Annotated in this window: 17 protein-coding genes, 1 tRNA gene and 1 pseudogene; 15 read left to right on the forward strand and 4 right to left on the reverse strand. The window is 42.0% G+C overall.

The features are described 5' to 3' along the window. The first annotated feature begins 19 nt into the window (after positions 1-19). From V3V99_06900 to V3V99_06930, 7 genes are all read left to right on the forward strand, one after another. Positions 20-1,081: a polysaccharide deacetylase family protein gene (locus tag V3V99_06900; protein MEE9442380.1), complete on the forward strand. Its 1,062-nt coding sequence runs from the start codon at positions 20-22 to the stop codon at positions 1,079-1,081. After that, positions 1,071-2,798, forward strand: coding sequence for a GNAT family N-acetyltransferase (locus tag V3V99_06905; GenBank protein ID MEE9442381.1), 1,728 nt, complete (start codon positions 1,071-1,073; stop codon positions 2,796-2,798). The genes V3V99_06900 and V3V99_06905 overlap by 11 nt, the downstream gene beginning before the upstream one ends. Before the next feature lie 54 nt (positions 2,799-2,852). Then, a complete protein-coding gene (locus V3V99_06910; protein MEE9442382.1) occupies positions 2,853-3,965 on the forward strand; it encodes a glycosyltransferase in 1,113 nt (370 codons plus the stop codon). A 43-nt stretch (positions 3,966-4,008) separates the two neighbouring features. After that, a complete protein-coding gene (locus tag V3V99_06915; protein MEE9442383.1) occupies positions 4,009-5,169 on the forward strand; it encodes a glycosyltransferase in 1,161 nt (386 codons plus the stop codon). Between the two features lie 306 nt (positions 5,170-5,475). Beyond that, positions 5,476-6,246: a hypothetical protein gene (locus V3V99_06920; protein ID MEE9442384.1), complete on the forward strand. Its 771-nt coding sequence runs from the start codon at positions 5,476-5,478 to the stop codon at positions 6,244-6,246. Then, entirely contained in the window at positions 6,243-7,682 is a 1,440-nt protein-coding gene (locus V3V99_06925) for a lipopolysaccharide biosynthesis protein (protein ID MEE9442385.1), read from the forward strand. Before V3V99_06920 ends, V3V99_06925 begins: the two co-directional genes overlap by 4 nt. A 318-nt stretch (positions 7,683-8,000) precedes the next feature. After that, on the forward strand, positions 8,001-9,836 hold the full coding sequence (locus tag V3V99_06930; protein ID MEE9442386.1) for a hypothetical protein: 1,836 nt from the start codon (positions 8,001-8,003) through the stop codon (positions 9,834-9,836). Positions 9,837-9,851: 15 nt separating this feature from the next. Here the strand turns inward: V3V99_06930 and wecB are convergent, their stop codons facing one another. Next, entirely contained in the window at positions 9,852-10,955 is a 1,104-nt protein-coding gene (gene wecB, locus V3V99_06935; GenBank protein MEE9442387.1) for a UDP-N-acetylglucosamine 2-epimerase (non-hydrolyzing), read from the reverse strand. 249 nt (positions 10,956-11,204) lie between these two features. On the opposite strand from wecB, the gene V3V99_06940 reads away from it, so the two are divergent. Both V3V99_06940 and V3V99_06945 read left to right on the forward strand, forming a co-directional pair. Next, positions 11,205-12,173: a VanZ family protein gene (locus tag V3V99_06940; GenBank protein MEE9442388.1), complete on the forward strand. Its 969-nt coding sequence runs from the start codon at positions 11,205-11,207 to the stop codon at positions 12,171-12,173. Positions 12,174-12,314: 141 nt separating this feature from the next. Continuing rightward, a tRNA-Met gene (locus V3V99_06945) sits at positions 12,315-12,388 on the forward strand. A 451-nt stretch (positions 12,389-12,839) separates the two neighbouring features. Here the strand turns inward: V3V99_06945 and V3V99_06950 are convergent. The 3 genes and pseudogenes from V3V99_06950 to V3V99_06960 form a co-directional block, all read right to left on the reverse strand. Next, positions 12,840-12,944, reverse strand: a pseudogene (locus V3V99_06950) (thrombospondin type 3 repeat-containing protein). A 2,123-nt stretch (positions 12,945-15,067) separates the two neighbouring features. Further along, positions 15,068-15,580, reverse strand: a complete 513-nt coding sequence (locus V3V99_06955; GenBank protein MEE9442389.1) for an FG-GAP-like repeat-containing protein — start codon at positions 15,578-15,580, stop codon at positions 15,068-15,070. A gap of 271 nt (positions 15,581-15,851) precedes the next feature. Beyond that, the gene (locus V3V99_06960; protein ID MEE9442390.1) at positions 15,852-16,232 is read right to left on the reverse strand and encodes a hypothetical protein; all 381 of its coding nucleotides are present in this window, start codon (positions 16,230-16,232) and stop codon (positions 15,852-15,854) included. A gap of 336 nt (positions 16,233-16,568) precedes the next feature. Between V3V99_06960 and V3V99_06965 the strand changes: the two genes are divergently transcribed. From V3V99_06965 to V3V99_06990, 6 genes are all read left to right on the forward strand, one after another. Then, positions 16,569-17,642 carry a hypothetical protein gene (locus tag V3V99_06965; protein MEE9442391.1) on the forward strand — a complete coding sequence of 358 codons (1,074 nt, stop codon included), beginning with the start codon at positions 16,569-16,571 and terminating at the stop codon, positions 17,640-17,642. A gap of 29 nt (positions 17,643-17,671) precedes the next feature. Further along, positions 17,672-18,523 carry a hypothetical protein gene (locus V3V99_06970; protein ID MEE9442392.1) on the forward strand — a complete coding sequence of 284 codons (852 nt, stop codon included), beginning with the start codon at positions 17,672-17,674 and terminating at the stop codon, positions 18,521-18,523. After that, positions 18,524-20,782 carry a hypothetical protein gene (locus V3V99_06975; GenBank protein MEE9442393.1) on the forward strand — a complete coding sequence of 753 codons (2,259 nt, stop codon included), beginning with the start codon at positions 18,524-18,526 and terminating at the stop codon, positions 20,780-20,782. It begins immediately after the preceding gene. Between the two features lie 210 nt (positions 20,783-20,992). After that, positions 20,993-22,933: an FG-GAP-like repeat-containing protein gene (locus V3V99_06980; GenBank protein ID MEE9442394.1), complete on the forward strand. Its 1,941-nt coding sequence runs from the start codon at positions 20,993-20,995 to the stop codon at positions 22,931-22,933. A 515-nt stretch (positions 22,934-23,448) separates the two neighbouring features. After that, positions 23,449-24,405, forward strand: coding sequence for a hypothetical protein (locus V3V99_06985; GenBank protein MEE9442395.1), 957 nt, complete (start codon positions 23,449-23,451; stop codon positions 24,403-24,405). After that, a complete protein-coding gene (locus V3V99_06990; protein ID MEE9442396.1) occupies positions 24,402-24,926 on the forward strand; it encodes a hypothetical protein in 525 nt (174 codons plus the stop codon). The genes V3V99_06985 and V3V99_06990 overlap by 4 nt, the downstream gene beginning before the upstream one ends. Positions 24,927-25,386: the final 460 nt, after the last annotated feature.

Consider the following 25,386-nt stretch of genomic DNA (forward strand, 5'->3'; position numbering starts at 1 on the left):
TTCGTATTTGGCAAAACTGATGAGCGTTTATAAGAACACGATAAAATCAAGCATTAGATATTTGCAGCTCTGGCGAATCGCCAAAGCCGTGAATAAAAAATCTCCGTTGGCGCTAATGTATCACGGAGTCACAAATAACCCTGATGTGACAGACTGGACCCAATTATCGCTTCCTGAATTTGAACGCCAGATGAATTATATTAAGGAATTTTATAATATAGTCAAGCCGGAAGAACTATTTGAAATGCTGAAAACGGGATCAATTATTCAGAATACGGCGATACTGACATTTGATGACGGTTATCAAAGTGTTTTTGAACATGCCTTTCCGATCCTGAGGAAATTGAATATTCCCGCGGCCATTTACATAACCAGTCGATTTATTAGGGATAAGGCAGAGAAGATATCGTTTCTGTGGCCAGACCGCGTAAAAATACTGATTAAATCGTCGGGTGAAAAAAATCTTAATTTGGAATCATTTGGCTTAGGACAGTATTCACTAATATCTCCTGAAGAAAAAAGAGACTCAATCAGACAATTAAATTACAGGCTCAAATTAATCCCCGATAGTTTTAGGAAGAGAGTCATTGATCATCTTGAATCGCATTACGGCAGTGAGTTTAAAGCCGGATTAGAAAATCTGTATAATCCGATGTCCTGGAATCAGGTTCTGGAATTGCATAATAGCGGACTTTTTCATATTGGGGCGCATACGAGAAATCACCCAATATTGAGTCAGACGCCGGTTGATGAATTGCGTGATGAGATTTTAGGAAGCAAAAATGATTTAGAGACGAAACTTAATATTAAGATCGCGGGATTTGCCTATCCCAATGGCAGACTCCAGGATATATCCAAAGAGTCTTACCGCCTCGTATCCGAAAATTTCGATTACGCTTTCACTACCGAATCGGGCCGAGTAACGTATAAAGACAATCGTTATCTTCTCCGACGGATTGGCATAGGGAGTGCTGTCCGGTTTAATGATTTTAGAATATTGGTCTCGGGGGCTTATTATTTAAATAAAAAGCCCCTTGAAATGGAGATGCTGGCCACGGGATCGCAATATAATGAGCGATAATATGAGCAATTCTCAGATTGATAGGATTAACACGGTTGATGAGTTTGATGGTTTATGTCAAGTGTGGAATGAATTGGCTGAATCGCAAAAGAATTATTCGATCTTTCAATCATTTAAATGGGCTTCGATATGGTGGGAATGTTTTGGCGATGGACATGACCTTTATATTCTTACCGTAAAAAGAAATGATGATATTGTCGGTATCGCCCCCTTAATGAAGACCGATTTTAATGGCCCCGGAAGACATAAAATAATAAGCTTTTTGGGCGGTAAAGAAAACGATTATAACGGTTTTATCGGGACGGATATCAATTTCATTGTCGATGCCACTCTGCGATATTTAATGTCTCATAAAAATGACTGGACTCATATCGATTTCTCGGAACTTCCGGAATATTCGCATTCATATAAATGCCTCCGAAATATTCTCAATAATAAATATTCCAATTATCGGATTCTGGAATCTGATGTGTGTCTGGCATATGAATATAACGGAAAAAGCATCGAACGCTCAGAATTCTCCGTCAGGAGGAACAAGACTTTTCGAAAGAAATTTAACTATTTTAAAAAAATTGGCGATGTCGAATTAGAAGTCATAAAAAATCCCGATGATGTCGGTCGCCAGATGTACTGGTTTTTTCATAATCATATTAACCGTTGGTTTGAAAAAGGCGGCATTAGTGAATTTGTAAATATCCGCCATCAAAGATTTATTCGGCGGCTAATTGAAGAGCTTTGTCCCGGACAACAAATGTTTTTGTTAAGTCTCAAATGCGACGATACCCGTCTGGCTCAGATGATCGTATTTCACTATCGTTCGTCGATTCATAATTATCTTCTCACACATAACATGTATTATGGCCGAAAATCTCCGGGATTTATTATCTATCTCCAATCTCTCGAGAAATTTATTCGAGAGGGAATGGATATTGTTGATTTTGGCCGCGGCCGGACACAGTATAAGGAATTATTGTGCAATGCGGAGCGCACAAATATGCGAATTAAAATTTATTGCGGTAAGTTTCAATATTTAAATTCCGTTATCTATGATAGTTTAAAAAAACTATTACTTGTTAGGCTTTTTCCGGGGACTGGGATTATAGAGCGCCTGAAAAGCAAATTCAAGTTTTACAAAGCATTTTATGGCTTGAAAGCGACATTCGGCAAAATGCTGACAAGCATATCTCGCAGGATATTCGAATATCGCGTTTTCATAATATTCAACTACAATGGTATCGCAGAAAACGACTTGAAACCAAGAATGGATGGAATTCATTGCCGGAAACTAACACCTAATTGGATAGAGCGGATTGTGTCATTTTACGGCGCTGGAATTGGATCAGATAAGGATAAAACTGTTCGGGCTCGCTTTCAAAATGATTGCGATTGTTTTGCCGCCTTATATAGAAATGAAATCGTCGCTATCACTTGGGGAATATTCACATCCGATACGGAACCGGAGTCAGGATTTACGCTTACTCCGGGGGAAAACGAAGTAATATCATCAGATACGAATACATCTCCGGTATTTCGAGGGATGAGAATCGGACCGTATCTATTGGCTTATGTCTTTGATAATTACAAACAAAAGGGTCTCAAGGTTATTGGGGCAGTCGATAAATCAAATAAAGCGCAAATGCGCAGCAACTTATTTTTGAATCCTACGCCAGTAAGATCGAAAAGGATAGTAAGGATATTTGGCAGAAAAATAAGTTAGGATGGAGATAATAACATAGGGGCCGGCCATTTTTGGTCAGGCCTGCAATCTGTTATGAGTAAAATTTCGGTATTACATATTGTTTTAACAACCGACACCGGCGGAATGGAAAACGTGGTATATAATCTTGGGGTCGGTGTTGATCCTTCACGCATACATACTCAAGTCGGTTATCTGTTATGGCGCGGCCACCTCTCGGATTTACTGGATAAACGCAATATAAAATCAGAGATGATCCCCAGGGGATTTCCTGTTTTATCGCTCATCTATCCCCGCCAGATGATTAAATATATTAAAAGCAGCGGTTGTCAGATTGTCCATGCCCATTCCGGATGCTGGTTCAAAGTGGCGGCGGCCTGCGCACACCTGCCCCATATTAAATTGATTTACACTGATCATGGCCGAACCTATCCCGAAAAAAAACTCCAGATAATGATGGATAGATTCTCCATGCGATATACTGATAAAGTCGTGGCGGTGGGTTCAATCCTTCAGAAATACCTAATCGATGGAATTGGCTTACCGTCAGAAAAGGTTATTAATATCAATAACTGTATCGATACTGGTAGATTCTCCCCGTGCGACACCAGGATTGAGATTCGTAAAGAACTGGATTTTTCGGAGGATGATCTGTTGATCGGTATCGTTGCCCGCCTTGCCCCGGTCAAGAATCATCGATTCTTAATAAAAGCGTTCAAACAAGTTTCTCAAAAATTTCCGAGGGCGAGGTTATTAATAATTGGCTCCGGACCGTTGAAAAATGACCTCGAAATGCAAGTTGACGATTTAAATTTGAAAGAGAAAATAGTTTTTATGGGGGATCGCCAGGATGTCCCCAGACTGCTAAACGCCATGGATTTTACGACTTTGAGTTCCTTAAGCGAGGGAGTTAGTTTAACGATCTTAGAAGCCATGGCCTCCGGACTACCGGTTGTAGCCACGGCTGTAGGGGGGAATTCATCAATTATTAAATCCGGTCTTAACGGAATTCTGGTTGAATCCGGAAATCTTACTGAATATGTAATTGGCCTAAACCGATTACTAGAATCGAAAGTTGTACGTGTCGATATGGGTAATAAAGCTCGGAAATATGTTGTTTCTGAGTGGTCGCTTTCGACAATGACCACAAAATATGAGGATTTATATGAAAGTCTCCTCAGAGAATAAATCAGTACCATTGCAAGGAAAGGACATTATTTGTGTGTCCAGTATGCCGTATGTCGGCATGTGGACCCGCAAACAGCGGTTAATGACATTTCTGGCGGAAGCCGGGAATCGCGTTCTATATGTGGAACCGGTAGAAACCGCATTTGCCACCGATGGCAACAAGGGAAAATGGAGCGACTCGATACAAGAGATTAAGAATAACTTATGGATATTGAAACCTCCCGGAAGATTACCGTTGGCTCGCTTTGCGTTTATGCGGAATTTGAATTTTACAAGATATGTCAAATCAATTCAGAAGCATGCTCGCAGGCTCAAATTCAAAAATCCGGTATTATTTACCTATAATCCGGTAATCCATGCCCATTCTCCATTTATGCAAATGAAGGGATGCTTCGATGAATCCATTCTGGTTTATGATTGTGTCGACGAGCATTCGGAAACAAGACGGCTATTTGGAAAGTCTGCTTTAGCGGTAAAAATAGTCCATGAAATTGATCTCAATTTGACAGCACGAGCCGATATTGTTTTTGTTACTGCCCGCGGTTTATATGAGGATCGAAAGCATCTGAATAAAAATCTCTATTTCTCGCCCAATGGTGTCGATGTCGAGCATTTTTCCAGAGCCTTACTTGACGATACAAAAATCCCGGAAGATCTGAAGACAATTCCAGCTCCGCGAATTGGATTTGTGGGTGGCTTATCCCGCTGGATCGATTTTGATTTAATCGGTAAAATTGCCGATCGTTATCGGGAGTACAATGTTGCTTTGGTGGGACCCGTAGTTCCCGGACCACATATTGAAATGCTCGAAGCCAAAGGCAACATTTATTTCCTCGGCAAGAAAAAACTCGAAGAATTGCCGGGTTATTTGAAGGGATTTGATTGTGGCATAAATCCTTTCAAACGAGTTGGTATTTCCGAAAAAGTGAATCCTTTGAAAGTGTACGAATATCTGGCCGCCGGATTGCCGGTTGTCTCAATCGACATGCCGGAAATATTGCCGTTTGAAGGAGCTATATTGGTTGCCCGAGACGATGAGCAGTTTGTGGATAGCGTCGGCAAGGCCATTTCCGGAGAATTCACTCCTGACCCTGATCAGGTTTCCGAAATCTTAAATCATCATGATTGGCAAAATATTTTTAGATTGCTGATTGAAAAAGTCACACAAATAATTAATCAAACGGAGAGGAATGAGGCAAAATAGGCGATTAACTATTTTAGAATAATGGCAATTTACATGCGCCCTTAGAATGCCCTGCTGGCTATGCCCATTAAGATAATTTCAAATATTCACGGAATAATTGATGCAGACGTGAAGAACACTCAATTCTGTGTGTATAAATACCCTCTTCATCGTCCCAATGTTTTTGGCTTTCTGAAAATATTCCTGCATTCTTTCAGCTATGACTATATTCTTCTCAATTGCGCCTCATTCGATATAATTCTATTTGCATTTTTTAAATTTATCTGCCCTTTTAATAATTGCAAACTCATATCAGTTGATATTGTTTTGAGAAAACCCCATGGGTTTGTCGGCAGTGTATTTCGCGTTATTAGAAAGATATTATTTAAAAAAGTCTATATGTTTGTTGAGCATTTTAGGAATACGGAGGGTTATGAGAAATATTTCGGTATTCGTAAAAGTCAATTTATGTATATCCCATTCAAAATAAATTCGTATGAATTGATATTGAATACTACTATATTTGACGAAGGATATATTTTTTCCGGTGGAAATTCTCTTAGGGATTATCCAACTCTTATAGAAGCGGTCGAAGACCTGGACATTCCCGTCAAAATCGTTACCCAGCCTAATGACATAATTAAAATACATGGTACTTTTGTAGATGAAAGTAAATTACCGACAAATATTGAAGTTATTCGACATGACGGAAACCAAAAATCATTTATTAATTTTATTGCTGGTTCACGATTAGCTGTTATTCCTCTGAAAAAAGATACAATAGCAGCTGCAGGAATCAGCGTTTATCTAATGTGCATGGCTTTGAGAAAGTGCACTATTTTGTCTGACCTGCCAGGGGTTTCGGATGTATTGGATAAAGATCAGGCGATAATTGTCCCACCGGAAAAACCAGATATATTGAGACAGGAAATAATAAAAACCTATAACGATAACATCTATCGAAGTAAATACGAAGACAATGGATACAGGTATGCCATAGGTTTGAAAGGTGAAAGGCAACTTTTTAGGTCAATAGCGCAAATGTTAGTTGATGATTTCAATGAAAATAAAAAGTATCGAAGTGGGTATAGGCGATGAATATAAAGGCCAGTGTCATATCCGGATTAAAATGGAGTTCCGGCGCCAAGCTGGGGACCCAGATTATCAACTGGGCGATTACCATCTATGTCATGCGCCTTTTGAATCCCGATGATTACGGCCTTCTTGCAATGGCCATGGTCTTTGTCGCATTGTGTTTGATGCTAAACGAGATGGGTTTAGGCGTCGCGCTGGTGCAGGTAAAAGAGCTTTCGGATAAGTTGCTTAAACAAACATTCGGTCTGGTTATTGGACTCAACTGCCTGCTTTTAGTCCTATTGATTTTGATTTCAGGGCTTATCGCCGGAATTTTTGATGAGCCTCGCCTGACAAAAATAATTCTTGTCTTATCCCTGCAATTTCCCATCATGGCGCTATTCGTTATTCCCAATTCTATTTTGCAGCGGAATATGAACTTCCGGGCGATTTCAATCGTCACGGTTTTCGCCGAATTAATCAGCGGTTTCAGTACATTATTTATGGCATGGCAGAATATGGGGGTCTGGGCGCTGGTTATCGGCAGCATCGTTAGAGCTCTGGTAATGAGCATCGGAATCAATATCGCTCAACCGTTTTTTAAGATGCCCAGTTTTAATTTTAGTGGTTTTGCCGAAGCGGCCAAATTTGGCGGCTACGTATCCCTACAGAGAATCCTCTGGTATATCTATACCCAGTCTGACGTTTTTATAATCGGTAGAGCTTTGGGTTCAAATATCCTTGGCTATTATTCAGTAGCCATGCATATCGCAACAATGCCCCTCCAAAAAGTCAGCCTTATGATGAGTCAGGTCGGTTTACCGGCCTATTCCAGGATTCAGGATAATAAAGAGCTGGTCGCTCGTTACGTCATTAAAACTAGTCGAGCCATTTGTTTTGTCGGAGTGCCTGTATTTTTTGGTATCTCCTGCGTCGCCCCCGAAATGATAGAAGTAGTTCTTAAAGAAAAATGGCTCCCCAGTGTTATCCCGCTACAGTTAATCAGTCTTATCGTTCCGCTGCGGGCACTCAATGTATCCTTAACTCCAGCAATAAACGGTATCGGCCGCCCCGACATAAATGCCAAGACACTGGCTATTGCCTGCATTGTTCTGCCTGCTGCCTTTATAATCGGAATTAAATGGGGTTTAGTGGGCGTCAGCCTGGCATGGTTAATTGCCTACAGTATATGGTTTTTATATATGTTATCTCAGGTTTTGCCTGCCGTTGGATTGAATATACTTCGATATTTGAATGTTCTCTGGGTTCCATTCATATGGGGAGGAATTATGTATGGCGCCGTCTACCTCACCCGGATATTCACGCAGGCAATTCAATTGGCTCAATTGCCGACATTGGTGGTTTTGATCATTATTGGCGGAGCTGTGTACTCTACTGGCATGTTTATATTCAGTAAAAATACTACTAAAGAGGTCATTTCAGTTTTCAGGAAATCCTGATCGCCGTCCTGGATACCGGCATTTATTAGTTTGGAAACCAATTATCCTATAGTTATGGATGTAGAAATTGTTGTTTTTGTTGACACTCTGATTAAATTCCTTACAATTGCTTCAGCCTGTTGCACGATAATGGATTAAAAGCTGCATTCACGATTAATTTGTGCTGATGGTAGACCGATATACAGAATGAATTTTATGAATCAGTTGGTTGCGCAGTAAGTTGTTACAAGTCATTAGATTAAAAACAGTTTACTTTTTGGCGGCGGCATGGATTTTGATCCGTATAATACTGTGGAAAAACTATAGAACGGGAGTTGAATGATGATAAAATCACGGATTATCCGGGAAGGCAATAATGTTAAATTATTTTATTCATATTTTGCCCTATTTGTATTTGCACTCCTAACATGCGCTTCGTCTGTGATGGGGCAATCCTGGATGGTCAGTACCGACTGGTCGAATAATCAGCATATTCGTACTGCGACAATTACGTACTCGGCATCAGATTTGGCGGCCCTACCATTTGTGGGGCGCAATTATGATTTGGTTATAAATCCCAATGCTATGATGGCTAATAGTCTCAGGAAATATAATCCTGATATAAAACTGTTGAAATATGTGACTCTGAGCAGCATCCGCAGTGAAGACTTATCGGCGATTCCGAGTTTCGCTTCTCAGCGCGGGTATGGCGATTCATTGTTTTATCATTGGGTGTCGGGAGATAGTGTCGTTGTTTACGGCTCCGGTGGTTTGTGTAATGAGACGATAACGAGAAGTTACCGCGGTCAACGAATCCAGTTTTGCGGATGGACCGAAAACCGTTACCTGGCTAATTTTACCAATGAGGAAACGCAGGCCTATTTCAGGTGGAAGGCTTTCAACTCTATGGGCTCAACCTACGATGGAGTTGCTGAAGATGAAGCTCATTATTATACCGGGGCCAATCATATGATGTTTCCTTTCCGGGCTACCGGAAGCGATGAATTAAAGTGGATTGAAGGCACAACTGTATCAGATGTTCAAGACTGGGAAGGATATACCTATGAACAGGCCCGTGATAGTCTAAAAAAACTACGAGTTAATCCTGCCAAAGGTACCGGCTGGTTAAAAGCGTTTTGCGATACGTTGTATGCGGAAGAAAAAATGCATCTGGCCAATGTTACAAATTATGGTATTATTCACCCGTCGACTGATCCCTGGCTGGGAACCAAGGAATTCGGCATGGGCGCCACCCTTTTTGAAACCTGTTCCTCGCCGGTTTATTTATCAATGTGGGGATCGTATATCTGGACTTATATGGATTCAATTATCTCCTGGGATACGGGCTATGCCGTTGTATTCTTAACCGTTTATGACGATGAGGCGACAATCCTGGGCACTCTGGATCGATGTCAGATGGAACGGCTTACTTTTTATTACATGGCGGCCGTTCCTGAAAGATTCTTCTTTATGTTAGTGGGTAATTCCGCAACTCATCCACCAGGTGATTATAAGGTCGCAGACACCACGTTTAAATGGTTTAATGCTATTAATCATGATGTAGGGTATCCAACGGCTCAGCGATACGTTATTGCCAGCGGCACTGACGGGGCCGGGCAGGCATACAATCTCTATCGAAGAGATTATACCAACGCTTTGATGCTGTATCGCATGAAGGGAGGATCGAATTATGGAGACGCCTCGGGAGTTTCATATAATCTGGGAAGTAACTTCCAGGAACTGTACGCTGACGGAACCCTGGGACCGATTGTTACCTCGGCTTTGATCCGAAATACGGAGGGCAAGATATTCATTCCGGAAGGCAGTAGTATTATCGACACCATTCCACCCGATAGCATCGATGATCTGGGTCAAAATAATCCTGATCCTGAAATTCCTGAATCTCAATCAATGGTTTCAACCGAGCCGCATTTTTATCCCAATCCGTTTGATATGACATTCACTCCGACGACGACATTTACAGGAGTCTCGGATGAGGCGACGCTGGTTTTGATGACTCCGACCGGTGATATAATAAGGTCATGGGATCATTTATCGGGCGAAGAAATAATCTGGGATGGAACTAACGCCAACGGTTCTGAAGTGGCCTCCAGCGTCTATTTATGGTATTTGGCCGACACCGATTATAAAGGCAAGCTGGTGGTCATTAATTAGGAGATATCTGCCGCCTTAAAATTTATCATAAATTTCTTCAAGAGTTTTGATGATTCTCTGAGCCGTATGGCCGTCCCAGAGATCGGGAATTCGCCCTTTGGGATGTTTTCCATTAAATACGTTATTGGCCGCCTTTATTATCTTATCATATTCCAGTCCCGCTAAAACATTGGTCCCCACTTCCGCTGTAATCGGCCGCTCGGTATTTTCCCGGATGGTAATACATGGGATTTGCAGATAGGTCGTTTCTTCCTGAATACCCCCCGAATCGGTCAGTACGAGTCTGGCGTTTGCCTGCAAATTTAGAAAATCCAAATATCCCACCGGGTCAATGATTTTGAAATTATCATTAGATTCAAAATTAAATCCAAATTTCGACAATGCGTTTTTGGTTCTGGGATGACAGGGAAATATTACCGGTAATTTTTGACTGACTTCGCCGATCGCTTTCAGTAATATATCAAGTCTATCCTTATTATCCACATTGGCCGGGCGATGGAGTGTCAGAACTGCATATTCTTTTGCCTTGATTCCCAATTGTTCAATTATTTTTGATTCTCGAGCCAACTCAAGGTTCTTGACTAAAGAATCAATCATAATATTTCCAACAAAAAATACTTTATCTTCGGATACACCTTCCTTATGTAAATTTTCACTTCCTGATTTTTCTGTTATAAAAAGAAAATCGGAGAGGCGGTCTGTTACTATTCGATTGATCTCTTCGGGCATGGTATTATCAAAACTTCTCAACCCGGCTTCAACGTGAGCCAGTTTCAGACACATTTTGGATGTGACGATTGAGGCCGCCAGCGTCGAGTTGACATCTCCAAAGACAATAACAAGGTCAGGCCGATTTTTCTCGAATTCTTCTTCCAATCCGGTCATGATTTTGGCCGTTTGCCGGGCATGGCTGCCCGAGCCAACTCCGAGATAGATATCAGGTTGAGGCATTTTCAACTGTTCGAAGAACAACTGTGACAGGTTATGATCGTAATGCTGGCCGGTATGAATTAAGAAGGGATCAAATTTTTCAGTATGGGCGCTTAATTCTCGCATCAGGGGAGCGGCCTTAATAAAATTTGGCCGGGCTCCGATAATCAACATAATTTTCTTAGGCATTTTATCTTTATTTCTCCATTTTCCAAAACACTACGTTAACCCTACTAATATCGGCTAAATATTATTGTAAATTATTTCAATTCAACTGTGAATAGTGAACCTTAAGTCAGACTCAGTATAGGGTTGGTGGCAACCTAAGTCAATCTTGAAAGCAAAATCCGCTCTTTTATCTTTTATTGTTAAATGGCGATATGTTATCTTGGATGATGATTAAATTATGTGAATCCTTATGAAATGAGAAATTGGCTCATGAATAATAATTCCCGGAGTATTATATTTTTCGCCATCGTATTGCTTGCCATTATATCGCTGGGATTTATCCGACCACCCGGAAAATCTTTTCTGCTTCAATCGGTCAGTAATACCGGCCATATCCCGGCTTTTGGCGTTCTTGCTCTGGTACTATTTAATCTGTCAAAAAATTTTCTATCCCGGAAGTTGAAAAATCCATTTCAACATTATATAATTACCTTCGGTATCTCCAGCCTATTAGGAATCCTAACCGAATATATTCAGATCTTCGGTCCTCGCGACGCGGATATCTGGGATATCGTTCGAAACGAAATCGGAATTATAATCTTTTTAGGATTTTGTTTATGGCGCGATACAAAACCTGTTAGCCTTTTTTCACCGGCGATGAAGAACCTGCGTAAAGGATTAATCTCACTGTTGTCTTTAATGGTGATATTATCGCTTATGCCAATAATTTTATGGAGTGGGGCCTACATTCATCGGAATAATTCATTTCCCGTAATTTGCAGTTTTGATTCTTCGCTGGAAGAGATGTTCTGGGAAATTGATCAAGCCGAAGTCTCAAGAGTAACCGGGCCGGTAGAGTGGGGGAAAGCCGATAGTGATAAAGTTGGCCAGGTTATGTTTATTCCTAAACAATATAGCGGTTTTGGAGTTTTAGAGCCCGTTCGGGATTGGAGTTTTTACAATTCTTTCGAGTTTGAAATCTATTCCCCGCTCAATACAATCTCCTGGCTTGCTCTTCGGATTGAAGATTACCGCCATGACCGAAGCTATTTCGATCGCTTTAACCGCCTGCTTGAAATACACCCGGGACCCAATCATGTCATAATACCAATTTCGGAAATTGAAAACGGCCCGAGGGGTAGAAAACTTGATATGAATTCCATCGCCGCGATAATTTTCTTTGCCGACAAACCCGCTCAGCCTTTTTCGTTCTATTTCGATAATTTAAGACTTAATTAACAGCATTTCTATTTTTGAAATTCATTTGACCTTATTGTCCCAAAAGAGTTTTTTAAAAACTATGAATTTGAGATTGAATTAATGTTCAATAAAGGGATTGACAGGCCGATAATTTTTATTAGATTATCAAACCTGAAAAATGGCGGAGTAGCTCAGCTGGTTAGAGCAGCGGAATCATAATCCGCGTGTCCGGGGTTCAAGTCCCTGCTCCGCTATTAATATTTCTTGCGGATTTGCCCGGGAACGAGAAGAGGTAACGATGGTATTTACCTTTTCAACAATGGCTCCCAGCATCTGTGGGTGCATTAATACCGTTTGTATTTTCGAAAGTACTTCTTCCTCAACCGCGAAACGCGAAATGTTCCATTATTGGCAGCATCACAGGGATGCTGCCCTACTGGCCAATAAAAAAGGCCGATCAACATTGGCCTTTTGAGTTTTAATATTCATATCAATTTACGGACACCCCGCACACGGCGCCGGGCCGCCTTTGAATACATGGCTGATGATATAAACCGCGTCGCCAACATCGGTATTGCCGTCACAATTGGCATCACCAGCAACAACGGGGTCAGGAGCCGGGCCGCCCTTGAAAACATGATTGATAATGAAAACCGCATCGCCAATATCAGAATTCCTGTCGCCATTGGCGTCACCGCAAACGTAGTCACAGGCGTCGCCGATACCATCTCCATCGGAATCAGTTTGCAGGGGATTAGCTATTTCCGGACAGTTGTCAAGACCGTTACAAATGCCATCACTATCATCATCAATGCTACAATTAAGAAAAGCGATAATCTCGCGGAGGATCTTTTCGCGATCGGTCCAGCCCTGTTGATTATTGTCAATAGCCTCAAAACCAAAGCTGAAAAAAACGGAGCGATAATCGCCATTGTAAGAGATAGCGCCATAGTCCGATCGGGCACAGTATATCAGAGCAGGGGCGCCATCATTTATTGGGGCAATGTGATCATAGACAATCTGATTATTGGCGGCATCAGAACCAGAAAATTTGATTTGATCTGCCAGATCGAACACCTGATTGCCGGTATCTGCGTACATACAGGGCCAAGATAGATTCATCAAATACTCTGCACGCAGGTAGTTATGTAGAAAATCCTGATCTGTTGTGTCCAGTTGGCTGGCAATTCCCTGACCGGTAAGAAATAAGTTACCGCCGCTGTCCAAATAGTTTTTCATGGCCGCAATCTCATCTGAATCGAGCAATTGCGCTCGGTGGTCGCCGGTGAACCAGACAACCACATCGAAATTACTCAGGAATATACCCTCCAGAGGAAAAGTAAAGGCGGCATTCCAGATATCATAGATATCATATGGACAATCTGCCAAGTTCAACGCCTCTTGATAATATTGGTAGATATCATTATTGTCATCGTTATTGACTAATAGAACCATTTTTTCACCGATGGGTTTCCCAAGCTCAAACTGATCCTTCTCTGTCCCATAGTTACTCGTGTAAATCATTTCCAAATAAAATGAATCCATTTGGCTTTCATATTCTGGCGGTATTTCAAACAAGATTGGACTGGCGTTGTTATTCCCTGTGGACCTCGCCGGGATACCCCCGATGCTTGCCGACCCCTGAGTAATTATCAAATCTCCGGAAACGGCATATAACTCTATGCTACAATCTGTCAAGGGCAGAAAGTGCGGATTCTTAAAGGTGACAACCAATTCTATAGTTTCTCCACCTTCGAGTATGTTATCTCCATCACCGCCGACGACATCCGTATAAGTCTTCCCAATCAGCTCCGGCCGATCCATCTTAAGGAAATTTACATAATTGCCAATGAAATTGGGAATCGCAAGGACATGATCATGCGGATTATAGTCAATGTTACAGGGGCCATTATAACCTGTCGCAACAAGCTCAGGAGGAGTGGTAAAATTCGAATCATACCGATAGATCGTACCACTATTGTAACCTGCAGCATAAGTATTACCAAATTGATCTCGGGCAAGCCCGTCGCTATGTTCAAATTTTACAAGGTTAGTAACGCTTGAATCTTCAAGACTAACAGCCTGAATGTAAAGCGGACTCCCTATACCGACTACAAGCAGGCGATTGTGTTCGGCATCAAAGATCACATCTCGTGGTCCAAATCCAAGACCCGTATTAGTGTTTACAAATTCTGAGATTGAGCCATCGCCTAATTGAATCTTCCAAATTCGGTCAATCGGACCGTTACCGTTCGCGGTAGGCATATCCACAATGTATAGATTTCCTGAACTATCAGCCGTGCACCCGCCTAAGTATCTCGAATAAGGAATATAGACATTGGAAACCATATCCGCTGTCGCAAGATCGTACCCAATTATTGATGTCATCCTGCATTGGTAAAACGTGTTACCCACGATGCAGGCGGAATTGAAATATGGTGCCGAATCTTTGAACATGGTGACATTTCCGGATGTGTCGATCTGGATTATGTCTCCATCATAAAATAAAGAAATCAGATAGCGATTGTAAAGCGAATCCCAGGTAGCGCACTCGGGACTAGGTACTGAGATTTGTGCCCAGCCGGGGACCGAAAATGCTGCAATCAGTATAGCCGTCATCGGGATAATTAATTTATACATATAAATCGTTTCCTTGATTCCAGGTCGAGCCCGTTTCAACATGTTATATAAACCAAAATTCGGTACGCCAGTAATAAAGACTATTGAGACTATGCTCAAGAGCACTATTATTATAGGTATGGTAAGGTTACAGACTGTAAGTCAACGTAAGTCATCCAAAAACAACCCCTGACATATCGCTTGATAACCATATAACACATCATTGTTTTTTTTTATTGTCTCCTTTATGATCACTTACTATGTTATACTTCATTACGTGAAAGCCTAAAGACAACTCCATGTATTTACATAACTTACGGTTTTAATGCCGCCGTACCCCATGTTGCCAAGCTATCCATTGACATCCCAACCGGCTTGATTATAATCCAGTTATTGCCGTTACCTTTGTTTCGGAACAACTCATTTCTCAGAAAGGCCGGATTGTTTTCACTATAGGGATCATAGCTGGCGAAGTAGAGATCCAGGTCGCCATCATGGTCGTGGTCAGCCCAGGCGGCAGCATGGGAAGGCTCATTGTCGGATGCAATTTCACCGTTGGTCATTCTTGTGAATGTACCATCGCCGTTGTTGTGGTAGAGATAGTATACATCGGTGATACTGCCGAAATTATCGTCGCAGACAAACAGGTTAGGGTAGTTGTCGCCATCATAATCTGCCCAACTGGCATCGAATGACCAGCCGCCGTCCGAGACGATTGGACTGGTTGCGACTCGAACGAACGAACTCGGATTTGGCGGCGAGGCTTCGACAGCCACTGTGCATGAATGCAATAGCATCAAGAGCCAAACGGAGACACTGATTGCCATAGTCGCCCCTTATCTTAGTAACACCTGTTATTGCCAAATGGCACGCCATGTGATACATCTTGCTGCTTCATAAACAGAATCCCCGATGTCCACAGTAATGTATATAGCAGCGGAATGTGCTATTGGCGGTTATAAGGCAACATCTGCCTATAGGGAAAGACGACTCTCATTACTTATTTGTTTAATCTCTTGAGAGCCTTTCTTGCATCTGCAAAGTCCTCGCCTGGCTCAAGGCATTTTTCGTGGCACAATATTACCTTTTCTGTTTTAGCTAATTGTTCATAGGCAATCCCCTTGCGCCACCACGCCCCAGCGATCGTCGGTTGTGTTGATTCGTCCGCCAGTGAGATATACTTATCGAGCAGGTTGATTGCTGTTTGCTGGTCGAATTCTCCCAGAATCCGTGTTCAGATAGTGAAAGCAGGTACAAAACAACTCCCAGGATTACCTCCATTGCTAAACCACTGAAGTTTTTGCCGCCGGCAACCGGTGATGAGAAGTCCGTCATCACGTTCACGTAGATACTGAAGCCGAAAATGGCGTGCCGACTAACCATAATATCACCACCGATCCCAAATTTTGCACATAGCGCGGTTTCGAGTTCCGATCGCGAGAGCGGGATCATACTGTATTTGATTACCGAACTGATCATGGACTTATCACTGAGACCCAGGACCGGTCCCAGTCCGGCGTGAACATAGCATCTTGTCGATGAATCTTGCAGCTTTGACAGCGGACAGAAGCGGATACCAATGTTGAGTGATGATATCGATGCTGATGATATTGATATTGTGGCTACAAACGCTACCGGATCGTCAGACCACCCATAGCGCCGTTGGCTTTAAATTAAAAAGTAAGCAAAGCTATTTCGCCAATAAAATAATTCCAGGCTTAATATTCGGCGAGTAGAAATATTTCCTTGATAATTTTCTCAAATTCAATATTATAAGTATGTTTCACAAGGATGCCCTTATTTTTAGCAGGCAGGATGAAAGCTAATATGCAAAACGGGGATACTATTCTACATTTCCTAAATGATTGTCATTCTCGTAAGGAGTTCAATGCCTTTTATGAACTCTGTTATCGGTCAACTATTGGATATTTACACTTTTTACGAAATAAGGGCTATCAATTGCCTTTAGCGTTGGCAACCGATAGAAATCCGGTGGTTGATCTTAGTCTGGATATTTTGGGTTCCTTTCTACGCAGCGCCAAAAATAAACCATTTTATTTAATCTTTGACTATTTCCATCAAATTGGAATTACTGATTTTCAAAATGCCGAACCGGACGAATTATACGAAAAGTTTACACCGCTGTTGTTCCGCTTCATACGGCAGGATCTCAGTAAATTAAAAAACGAAACCGACCCGCAGATAGCCAATCTCAAACACAGGGTAAATGATATTTTGAAAAGTGATAATTATACTGTCGTGTCTTCAAATTCGGGCAGAATAAAGCGCGTTATGCTGTCGAAAAATATACATTGCAATCGTGCTGAATTACCAATAATTCCTTATGAGGAAACCTTAAAAATAGTTGAAGAATCCTATCTTAAAAGCAACAACCGGGTTGAATGGTGTAAAAATATATTTGAAACTCTGGATAAGACACCCAAATATCAAAATATCTTTATAAAACATGAACTGATTAGCGCGATAATTGCCGTCAATATGAAATACGTCGAGGTTGAGAATATTAAACCGGTATTTACTCACGATGCCGAAAGTGAAATATTATTGCGAAAAGCTGAACGGACTATCCGTGAGGTTTTACCCTGGTTTCGTATTGATGTTCTCGAAAAATATATTGGAAAAGGCAGATTGACACCGGAATATGCCGCCAATTTTGAACGAGCAATCCAGCTGTATCTGAGAGATTTTGTTTTCTCCCCACCGACGGATCTGTTACCGGTATATTTCCGTGAAGTCATGCCCCCGGAAGAACATAGGAGATACCTGAAAAAGTATAAATATATTTTCGAAACGGCAATTCAAAAGGCTGAAGAAGAATTTCTGAGGAGATTAAAAAATCCTACAATCGTCAGAAATAGTAGCTATTAATATTATGGGAAGGCAGGAAAGGAATATAAATGCATCCGGATAAAGAAAAGCTGAGTTTGTATGTCGAAGGGCGGCTGGGAGATACGGACAGTGATCTGATCGCGAAACATCTTACTCAATGCGAGTTTTGCTGTGAGTTTTGCGATAATTATGTTTTGCTGTCGAAATCAATGGAATTATCCGAAACTGAAAATCTTCCGCCGGAAGCATTGGATTTGGCCGACCGGCTCTTTAAGCATTCAATAAAATCAAATATTATCGAGCTTAAGTTACTCGGGAGTTCTTATGGTAGAGTAAATCACCTGGCCGCGGATGGTAATGAAATTAAACGGGAGCGGACAAAAAACATTGCGACTCTATACTCCCAGGACCCCGAAGTTGTCCTCAGGGTTATGCATGATTCGAAGCAGAAGCATGATTATCTGCAGCTTATCAGCGACGATATTAATCTTGTCTCCCGAGTAATGATTCAGCTTCCCGAGTTAGGGCATGAATTTATCACAGATGAAAACGGTTATGCCGATGCAAGAGATACTGTTTTGAGAGACTGCGATAAACTTAAATGGCAAATCAAAATGCCCGACGCCATTTTCAATTTAGAACCGCTCGTTTATGATCCGGAAAAAGTGGAATATCAGGAAGGGACTATATTTGAAACAGAAAAGCACGATAAAATTCGGATTACGTTTCAGGGTAAGACCGTCGGGAAGCAAATAACTCTGCAGATTCTTGAACTTGAAGGTTCTTCCGATTTTGATACAATCAAAGTAGTTGTATCGCAGGGCAAAGCGACTAAAATAATCGACGCGGGACCGGATGAGGCGGTGACTTTTGATATTTCTGATCCCGCAAATCCTATAAATATAAGGTTGTTTCAATAAATGAGTGTGTCGCCGTTACAATTCGCGCAGGAGTTCGAAAAATTCAAATCTGAACTTTCGAAAATCCCGGCCGAGGATATCCAGATTCTTCGCTTAATGGATTTCTGGCCCAATCTCAAAGAAAAAGTTACCGATCGAAGCTATCAAAGCTATTTTGAAGAGTATCATGCCTATCTGGTGTCACTGTTAAATCACGATAATTTGAATGACCTTACAATCGATGAATTAAAACAACTTGCCGAAGCTATAATTGATATTCAACATTTTCAAAGTGATGATGAATTTATTGAATCTCTCAATTTTGTTTATACAAAATTGGCCTCATTGTACTTCTACGTCGGCGATATTGACGAGGGGTTGAAACTATGCGGGACGATAATTGGGGATGAGAGCTTATCAATTCCGGATATTATATCAGCAAGCCAGGATGCATATTCGGCCTTTAATACTGTTTACGATTATTTTAAGGATTCCCATCCTCAGTTTTTCCGACTTTTATCACAAATCCACGATGAGTGGGAATCGGTGCGAGACGCCTATTATTATGACCGAGTTTATTGCCTCTTTGTCGAAAAAACCGATCATGGCCGGTCACTTAGGGGGCGAATGAGGCTTCTTAAAGGCTCAGTGGAATACTTTGATAAGAATGCCACCACCGACGAGATCACTTTCGATAATCAAATAAAAACACCGGACGATCCCTTTGTCGGGGCATCTTATGATGCCCTTAAGGCGGTGCGTGGAATTTTTAAGAATTTGAATTACAAAACCGAATCAACTTCGTTCTATCATGCTCATTTTGCGATCCATGAAAGCGGGCAGACTTTTACCGGAGATTCCATCGGGCTGGCGACGGGACTTTTGGCATATACCCAATTAATGCGCCCGGATATTTCGAGAGTTGACCGCTTTCTCTCGGCCGAGATAGCCTGCACCGGAGGGATTGAAGAATCAGGTCAAATTACTAAAGTCAACGATGAATCCTTGAAATACAAAATTGAAAGAGCCTTTTTCTCGCCTGTTAAATATCTGGTTTTGCCAAAAGACAATCAGACTGAAGCAGATAATTATCTCAAACAACTTCAAAAAAGATACCCGAAGCGCAATCTAATTATAATTGGCCTCTACAAATTCAGCGACGCTATCGAAAACCGCAATATCCTTCGTGATGAAAAAGTCTGTATCGGCGAGTTTGTCACCAAGAAAGCAATAAAATATTCCCGCGCCGCTAAAATCCAGGTCCCGATACTTCTGGCTTTATTGTACGCACTTATATGTATCATCTATCCCAAAGCGTGGATCGGCTTCGATTGGAATCCGCAGTATGTGCAACCGACTGAAACCGGATTTATTGCACTGAATGCTGATTCGGTACCTCTGTGGTCGGTTGAATTTGACAGTGAATCACTTACAAACTCATCAAAATGGAAAATCGGAGATCTTGATGATGATGGAAAGAACGAGGTGGCGTTTATTCCAACTACACTGCCAGTTTGTGATATTAATGCTAATCTTTTCCTATACGATGATGACAAAGACCTAATTTTTCAAGATACATGTGTTATATTGAACGAATATATAGGGGACACAACGCTGCAACAGCCATATTTCCCTGGAGATATCGACTTTATTTCTAAAGAAGAAAGTCCAATAATAATCTCCAGAATTAAGAAATCCTTTCCGGCACGCTTACATCTAAAATTCTGGAATATGAATGGTGACCCACTTGGGTGGTATATTAATGCGGGATTCAGCGGAGCAAGTGGTAAGTGTTTTGCAAATGTCCAAGATGAAGGATTGTTCTTTCTGAGTTATAATAATCGCATGGATTGTGCATGTTTATTTGTTCTTGACCCCGATTCCAGCTATGGCACATCGCCACCCTATGGCATGAATAATAAAAAGGGCAAACAAAAATGTTACATATTATTCCCCAGAACAGATTTGAATAAGGTCAACCTTTGCAAATATAACTATCCCGGAAAACTCGTTGTTGAATCAGATAGTCTATTTATGGTAGAAATCGGCGAAATGAATAATCTGAGTTCTCGGATCAGGTACTATTTTAACAAAGATTTTCGAGTGTTTGATGTTAAAGCTGAAGATCCGTTTATTAATGCAAGAGATAAAGCGGTTAGAGAGAGTAAACTTGATCCAATAGAGTGGCAAACTTACTTGGAAGATCTACGCGATGGAGTAACGTACTGGATTGATTCTGATTGGGTTACCGAAGGCGAACTTCGCGCCGCCGAAAAATAAAAAAATAACTTACCTTCCCGCTAATAACTCAAAATATTTTCTATAAACCAGCCATCTCGTTCCTATTACATCTATAGATACAGATTAGCCAAAGGGTCAATAATAATAGCCAAAGAAAGTTCGTGATGCTAAAAAACAAAATGTACCATGCAAAATACCTAATTGGGGTATTTCAAAGACTACTTAACTCCATTTCGAAAGGATAATGCTATGCTAAAATCTCTGATGACCTTACTCATCATATTTGCGGTTCTGTCGGTGGGGGGGAGGCTCGCAGCAGAACCTCTCTTTGATGCAGCTGTCAACTATCCAGTTGGTGCCGTTCCGAATGATATCTTCTCGGCTGATTATGACGGTGATGGCGATGAGGACCTGGCTGTAACCAATTCTGGTTCGGACAACATAGGCATCCTTATGAACAACGGTGACGGTACCTTTGCGACGCCGGTTGATTATTACGTTGGTGAGAACACGCATTCCGTGTTTTCGGAAGACTTCGATAGAGATGGTTACCCTGACCTGGTCGTATCGAATTACAACAGCAGCAGTTGCGTAGGTGTTGTCTCAGTATTGATTAACAATGGCGATGGGACGTTTGCACCGCCTGTAAACTACGTAGCCGGCGGTTGCCCACAATCCGTTTTCTCGGCGGATTTCGACGGCAACGGCTCTCCTGACTTGGCGGTAGCTAACGCCGGTTCTGATGATGTGTCGGTCCTGATCAACAACGGTGACGGCACCTTTGCAGCCCCCGTCAATTACCCTGTTGGTAACTATACGGTTTCTGTCATCTCGGCAGACTTTGACGGTGACGGCTGTTTGGACCTTGCCGTGGTCGGCTTCTGGACTTATGATGTTTCCATCATGATAAACAACTGCGACGGCTCGTTTGCACCACCCGTCAGTTATCCGGTAGGCGCGCTACCGACATCAGTATTTGCAGCTGATTATGACGGTGATGGCGATGAGGACTTGGCTGTGACAAATGGTGGCCCCGACAATGTCTCTGTCTTATTGAACAATGGTTACGGCATTTTTGGGCTGGCTGGTACTTATCCAGTTGGTGCAGGACCGCGTTCCGTTATTGCTGCCGATTTCAATGGCAATGGCTTCGCCGACTTGGCAGTATCCAATCAGAACTCCGACGATTTATCCATCCTAATGAACAACGGTGATAGCTCGTTTGCGGTGGCTTTCAGTCTTCCAGTCGGTGACCAACCGTACTTTATCTCATCGGCCGACTTCGATAACAACGGCTTTCCGGACCTTGCTGTACCCAATAAAGGTTCCAACACTGTCTCAATCCTGATGAATCAGTTGTCGATGACGCTCCCCGTCCACCTCGACATCAAGCCAGGATCATGTCCCAATCCGCTAAACGTTAAAGTGAAAGACCCGGATTTTTATTACTGGGAACCTCCCGAAAACAATAATGGCGGTGAATCAGGAAATGAAAGTTCGGATGCCTATAAGCAAATTCCAAATGGACCGATAAAAAAATGGGCTGTAGTACCGGCAGCGATCTTGGGCACGGCTGATTTTGATGCCAGCGATATTAACCAGTCGACAATTACACTTGAAGGGATTCCAGTTGTACGCTGGAATTATGAAGATGTCGCTACTCCGATGCCAGTCGATGCAACCGAATGCGATTGCAACGCCGACGGCCCGGACGGTTTTTTAGATTTAACTCTCATGTTTGGCCGAAGTGAATTAAAAGAAGCGCTGGGTGAGGTTAATGATGGCGATGTTATTACTCTGACTATCTCCGGAGAATTAAATGACGGAACACCCTTTGAAGGAACTGACTGCGTTATTATCAGGGGAAATCCGGAGCCCGAGGGGATACCATTTGCCAACAATACAAGTTCAGACCAATCAATGTTATTGGGCAACTATCCCAATCCGTTCAATCCGTCAACGACAATTGGCTATAATCTTGTTCAGGGCGGTCATGTCAAGTTGGAGATATTCAATATCTCAGGACAGAGAATCGTCTCTCTGGTCAATGAGGAAAAGGAAGCCGGATTGCATTCAGTCGTTTGGGACGGCAAAGATAGCTCCGGCCGTCAGGTTGCCAGCGGAATCTATTTCTACCGGCTGGAGGCTGGCGAGTTTTCTGATACCAGGAAGATGATTCTGATGAAGTAGAGGGGGATGTGATAAACGGGGATGGACATCTCAATCAATGGACCATTGACTGAACATAATGCCCGGCGGGGATCGTGCTCTCCTCGCCGGGTTATTCTATGAGTAAATAACGGAAAAACGTAATCCCGGCTTAAAATCATTTCTCCTCTTTAATTTATTTCTCCCATATAATTTTCTAATGGATACTCATAAGATTCATGCCTCCCACCGAAACGGAAATTGGGAACGATTTTTGCTTGAATAGTCCCGAACAGTATAATTTTATGCAAAAATCACCGGAAATCCGGTGGCAGAGAAAGGATTATTAGGATACTGCGCCGATTCGAGAGAATGTAAAACGCAATGAATTGCATTATTAATGAAGGCTCATGCTGTGACTTTTGATCGATTGTCCTGAAAAATTTACGCCTTCTCCATATTCTCCTGAGTTAATAGTAAGACCGTTTCAAAAATTGCATCGACCGTTGTTTCAAGCCAATTACTAATGGCGTAACCGGTAGAAATCAGTGTGACTTATGAAGAAATTGACTTTTACGGTAGTCGGATACTTGATATTGCTGGCGTCAATCGCCTCATCCCAGGAAGTAATCATAACCGATTTTCCGATAGGCGTCGGCTCCAATGCAAATAAGGAATTCTTCGCGCCGTATCTTGATGAATTGCAAGCGATAACAGATACGCTGCAAAAATATCCTTTGGCCCGGGCGATAGTTACCGGGGGAGCTGACGGCGAAAAATATAAACAAAATAACGATGCCAAAAATCCCGGCCTGGCGCTCGGTCGCGCGCACGTTCTGCGCAATCTCTTAATCGATGAATTTAATGTCGACTCCTCTCAAATTATTATTCAATCGGCGGATACAAAGGTAAAAGGCGCGAATTATCGATTCGCCGGCGTTCGGATAATAAACGAGCTTTCAATCCTGAACAGGCGCCTGGAAGCCCTTGAAAACAGGCCGCCGGTTGAAAAACACTTTACCGAAGTCAAGGAAATCACCAGTGAATTCAAAGAAAGTCTGGGGCTGCAATTTGGCGTCGGCCTTTATACTTCACCTTTCGGCGGGATACCGATTGTGGCCGGGGGTATATCGTGGAAAAGTATTTTATACGCCGAAGGATTCGCCGGTCATACATTCTGGAACAGTTCTTTTGAATTTGAAGGAGTAGATCTGGATACCCGGCGACGAATGATCGGCGGCCAGATAATTTATTATCCATATGGACACATACCTGTTGGCATTGTAGGAGGTTGGATTCGTATTGAGGAAATCTCTCAAGAGTATTACAAATATGCCAAATTGTCTGAAGGTCCTCTGTTTGGGTTGCGGGCGTCGCCTTACGATTATATTTCAGTTACGGGCGCATATAATCCGGCGAAACATCTTATTGCCGGAGATTCAAAATCCAAATCGAAAAACGGCCAGTTTTTATTTACAATAACGATCCATATTGGATTCGGAGGCGAGAAGTGAAAAAACCTATTATTTGTGCCGTCTGGACTTTATTGTTAACCGGCAGCATAATCTTCGTAAATTGCTCCAATCCCCTCGAAAGTTCCGATTTGGCAGGAACGGATCCGGTTCCCAGTATAGATACTTTGTTCAGCATTGATACTCTGCATACGATCGACACTTTAACGCAAATTGATACACTTACAATAATAGATACAATAACAATCATTGAACCGGGGATAGGCGAATCTCAAATAGTGTGCGGCCGGATATCAACGACTCAAAAAGACCTCGTCTGGATGTTTCGAAATCCTGAGGGAACTTATAATCTTGAATTTACGGCGTTAACCGATCGGGATAAACCGGCACAGGAATTAGCTCTTGATATCGACGGCCAGGAATTTTTATGGAATCCCGGAGAAAATCCCGAATTAATAACGGAACTAATCTTATCTCAAAATGCCGTTTTCCGCATTACGACTAATAAGCCGCCATCACTGGGTCACGCGATTGACATCTGTCTCAGCATAACCGCACATTAATAACACCTATTCTTAAATATCATTGATACGGACATACCAATCCACTAAGGCGTGTAAAGACAACAATATTTACGAAAATTAATTCACATTTTCCTTGACTTCGAATCGGTAATTGTTATATTCGAATAGTAGGCCCATCTAGATTAAACAAAAGAGCATAACCAAAAGAGCACAACATGAGCACATATACTTTTTTAGGATTGTGTACCAATGTTAACTGGAGGATTGCTTATCGATTAGTCAGTTGGGGTAATGATAGAGTGAAGCGAAGCTTAATTTCTGCATGGAAAGCTGAGCATAGCTACAACTCACCGGGGTAATTTCGAGATATCGACTAGGGACAACGATTATGCCTTTAGGGGTGTATACTGGGGACATCACTGGGAATAACTGGGAACCGTTGGGAACGCTCACTGGGAACATGCGCTAAGAGACGACAAGGATATTTCTCGTCGCTTCT

It is taken from the genome of Candidatus Zixiibacteriota bacterium (assembly GCA_036480375.1).
In the GTDB taxonomy this organism is placed as follows: domain Bacteria; phylum Zixibacteria; class MSB-5A5; order GN15; family JAAZOE01; genus JAZGGI01.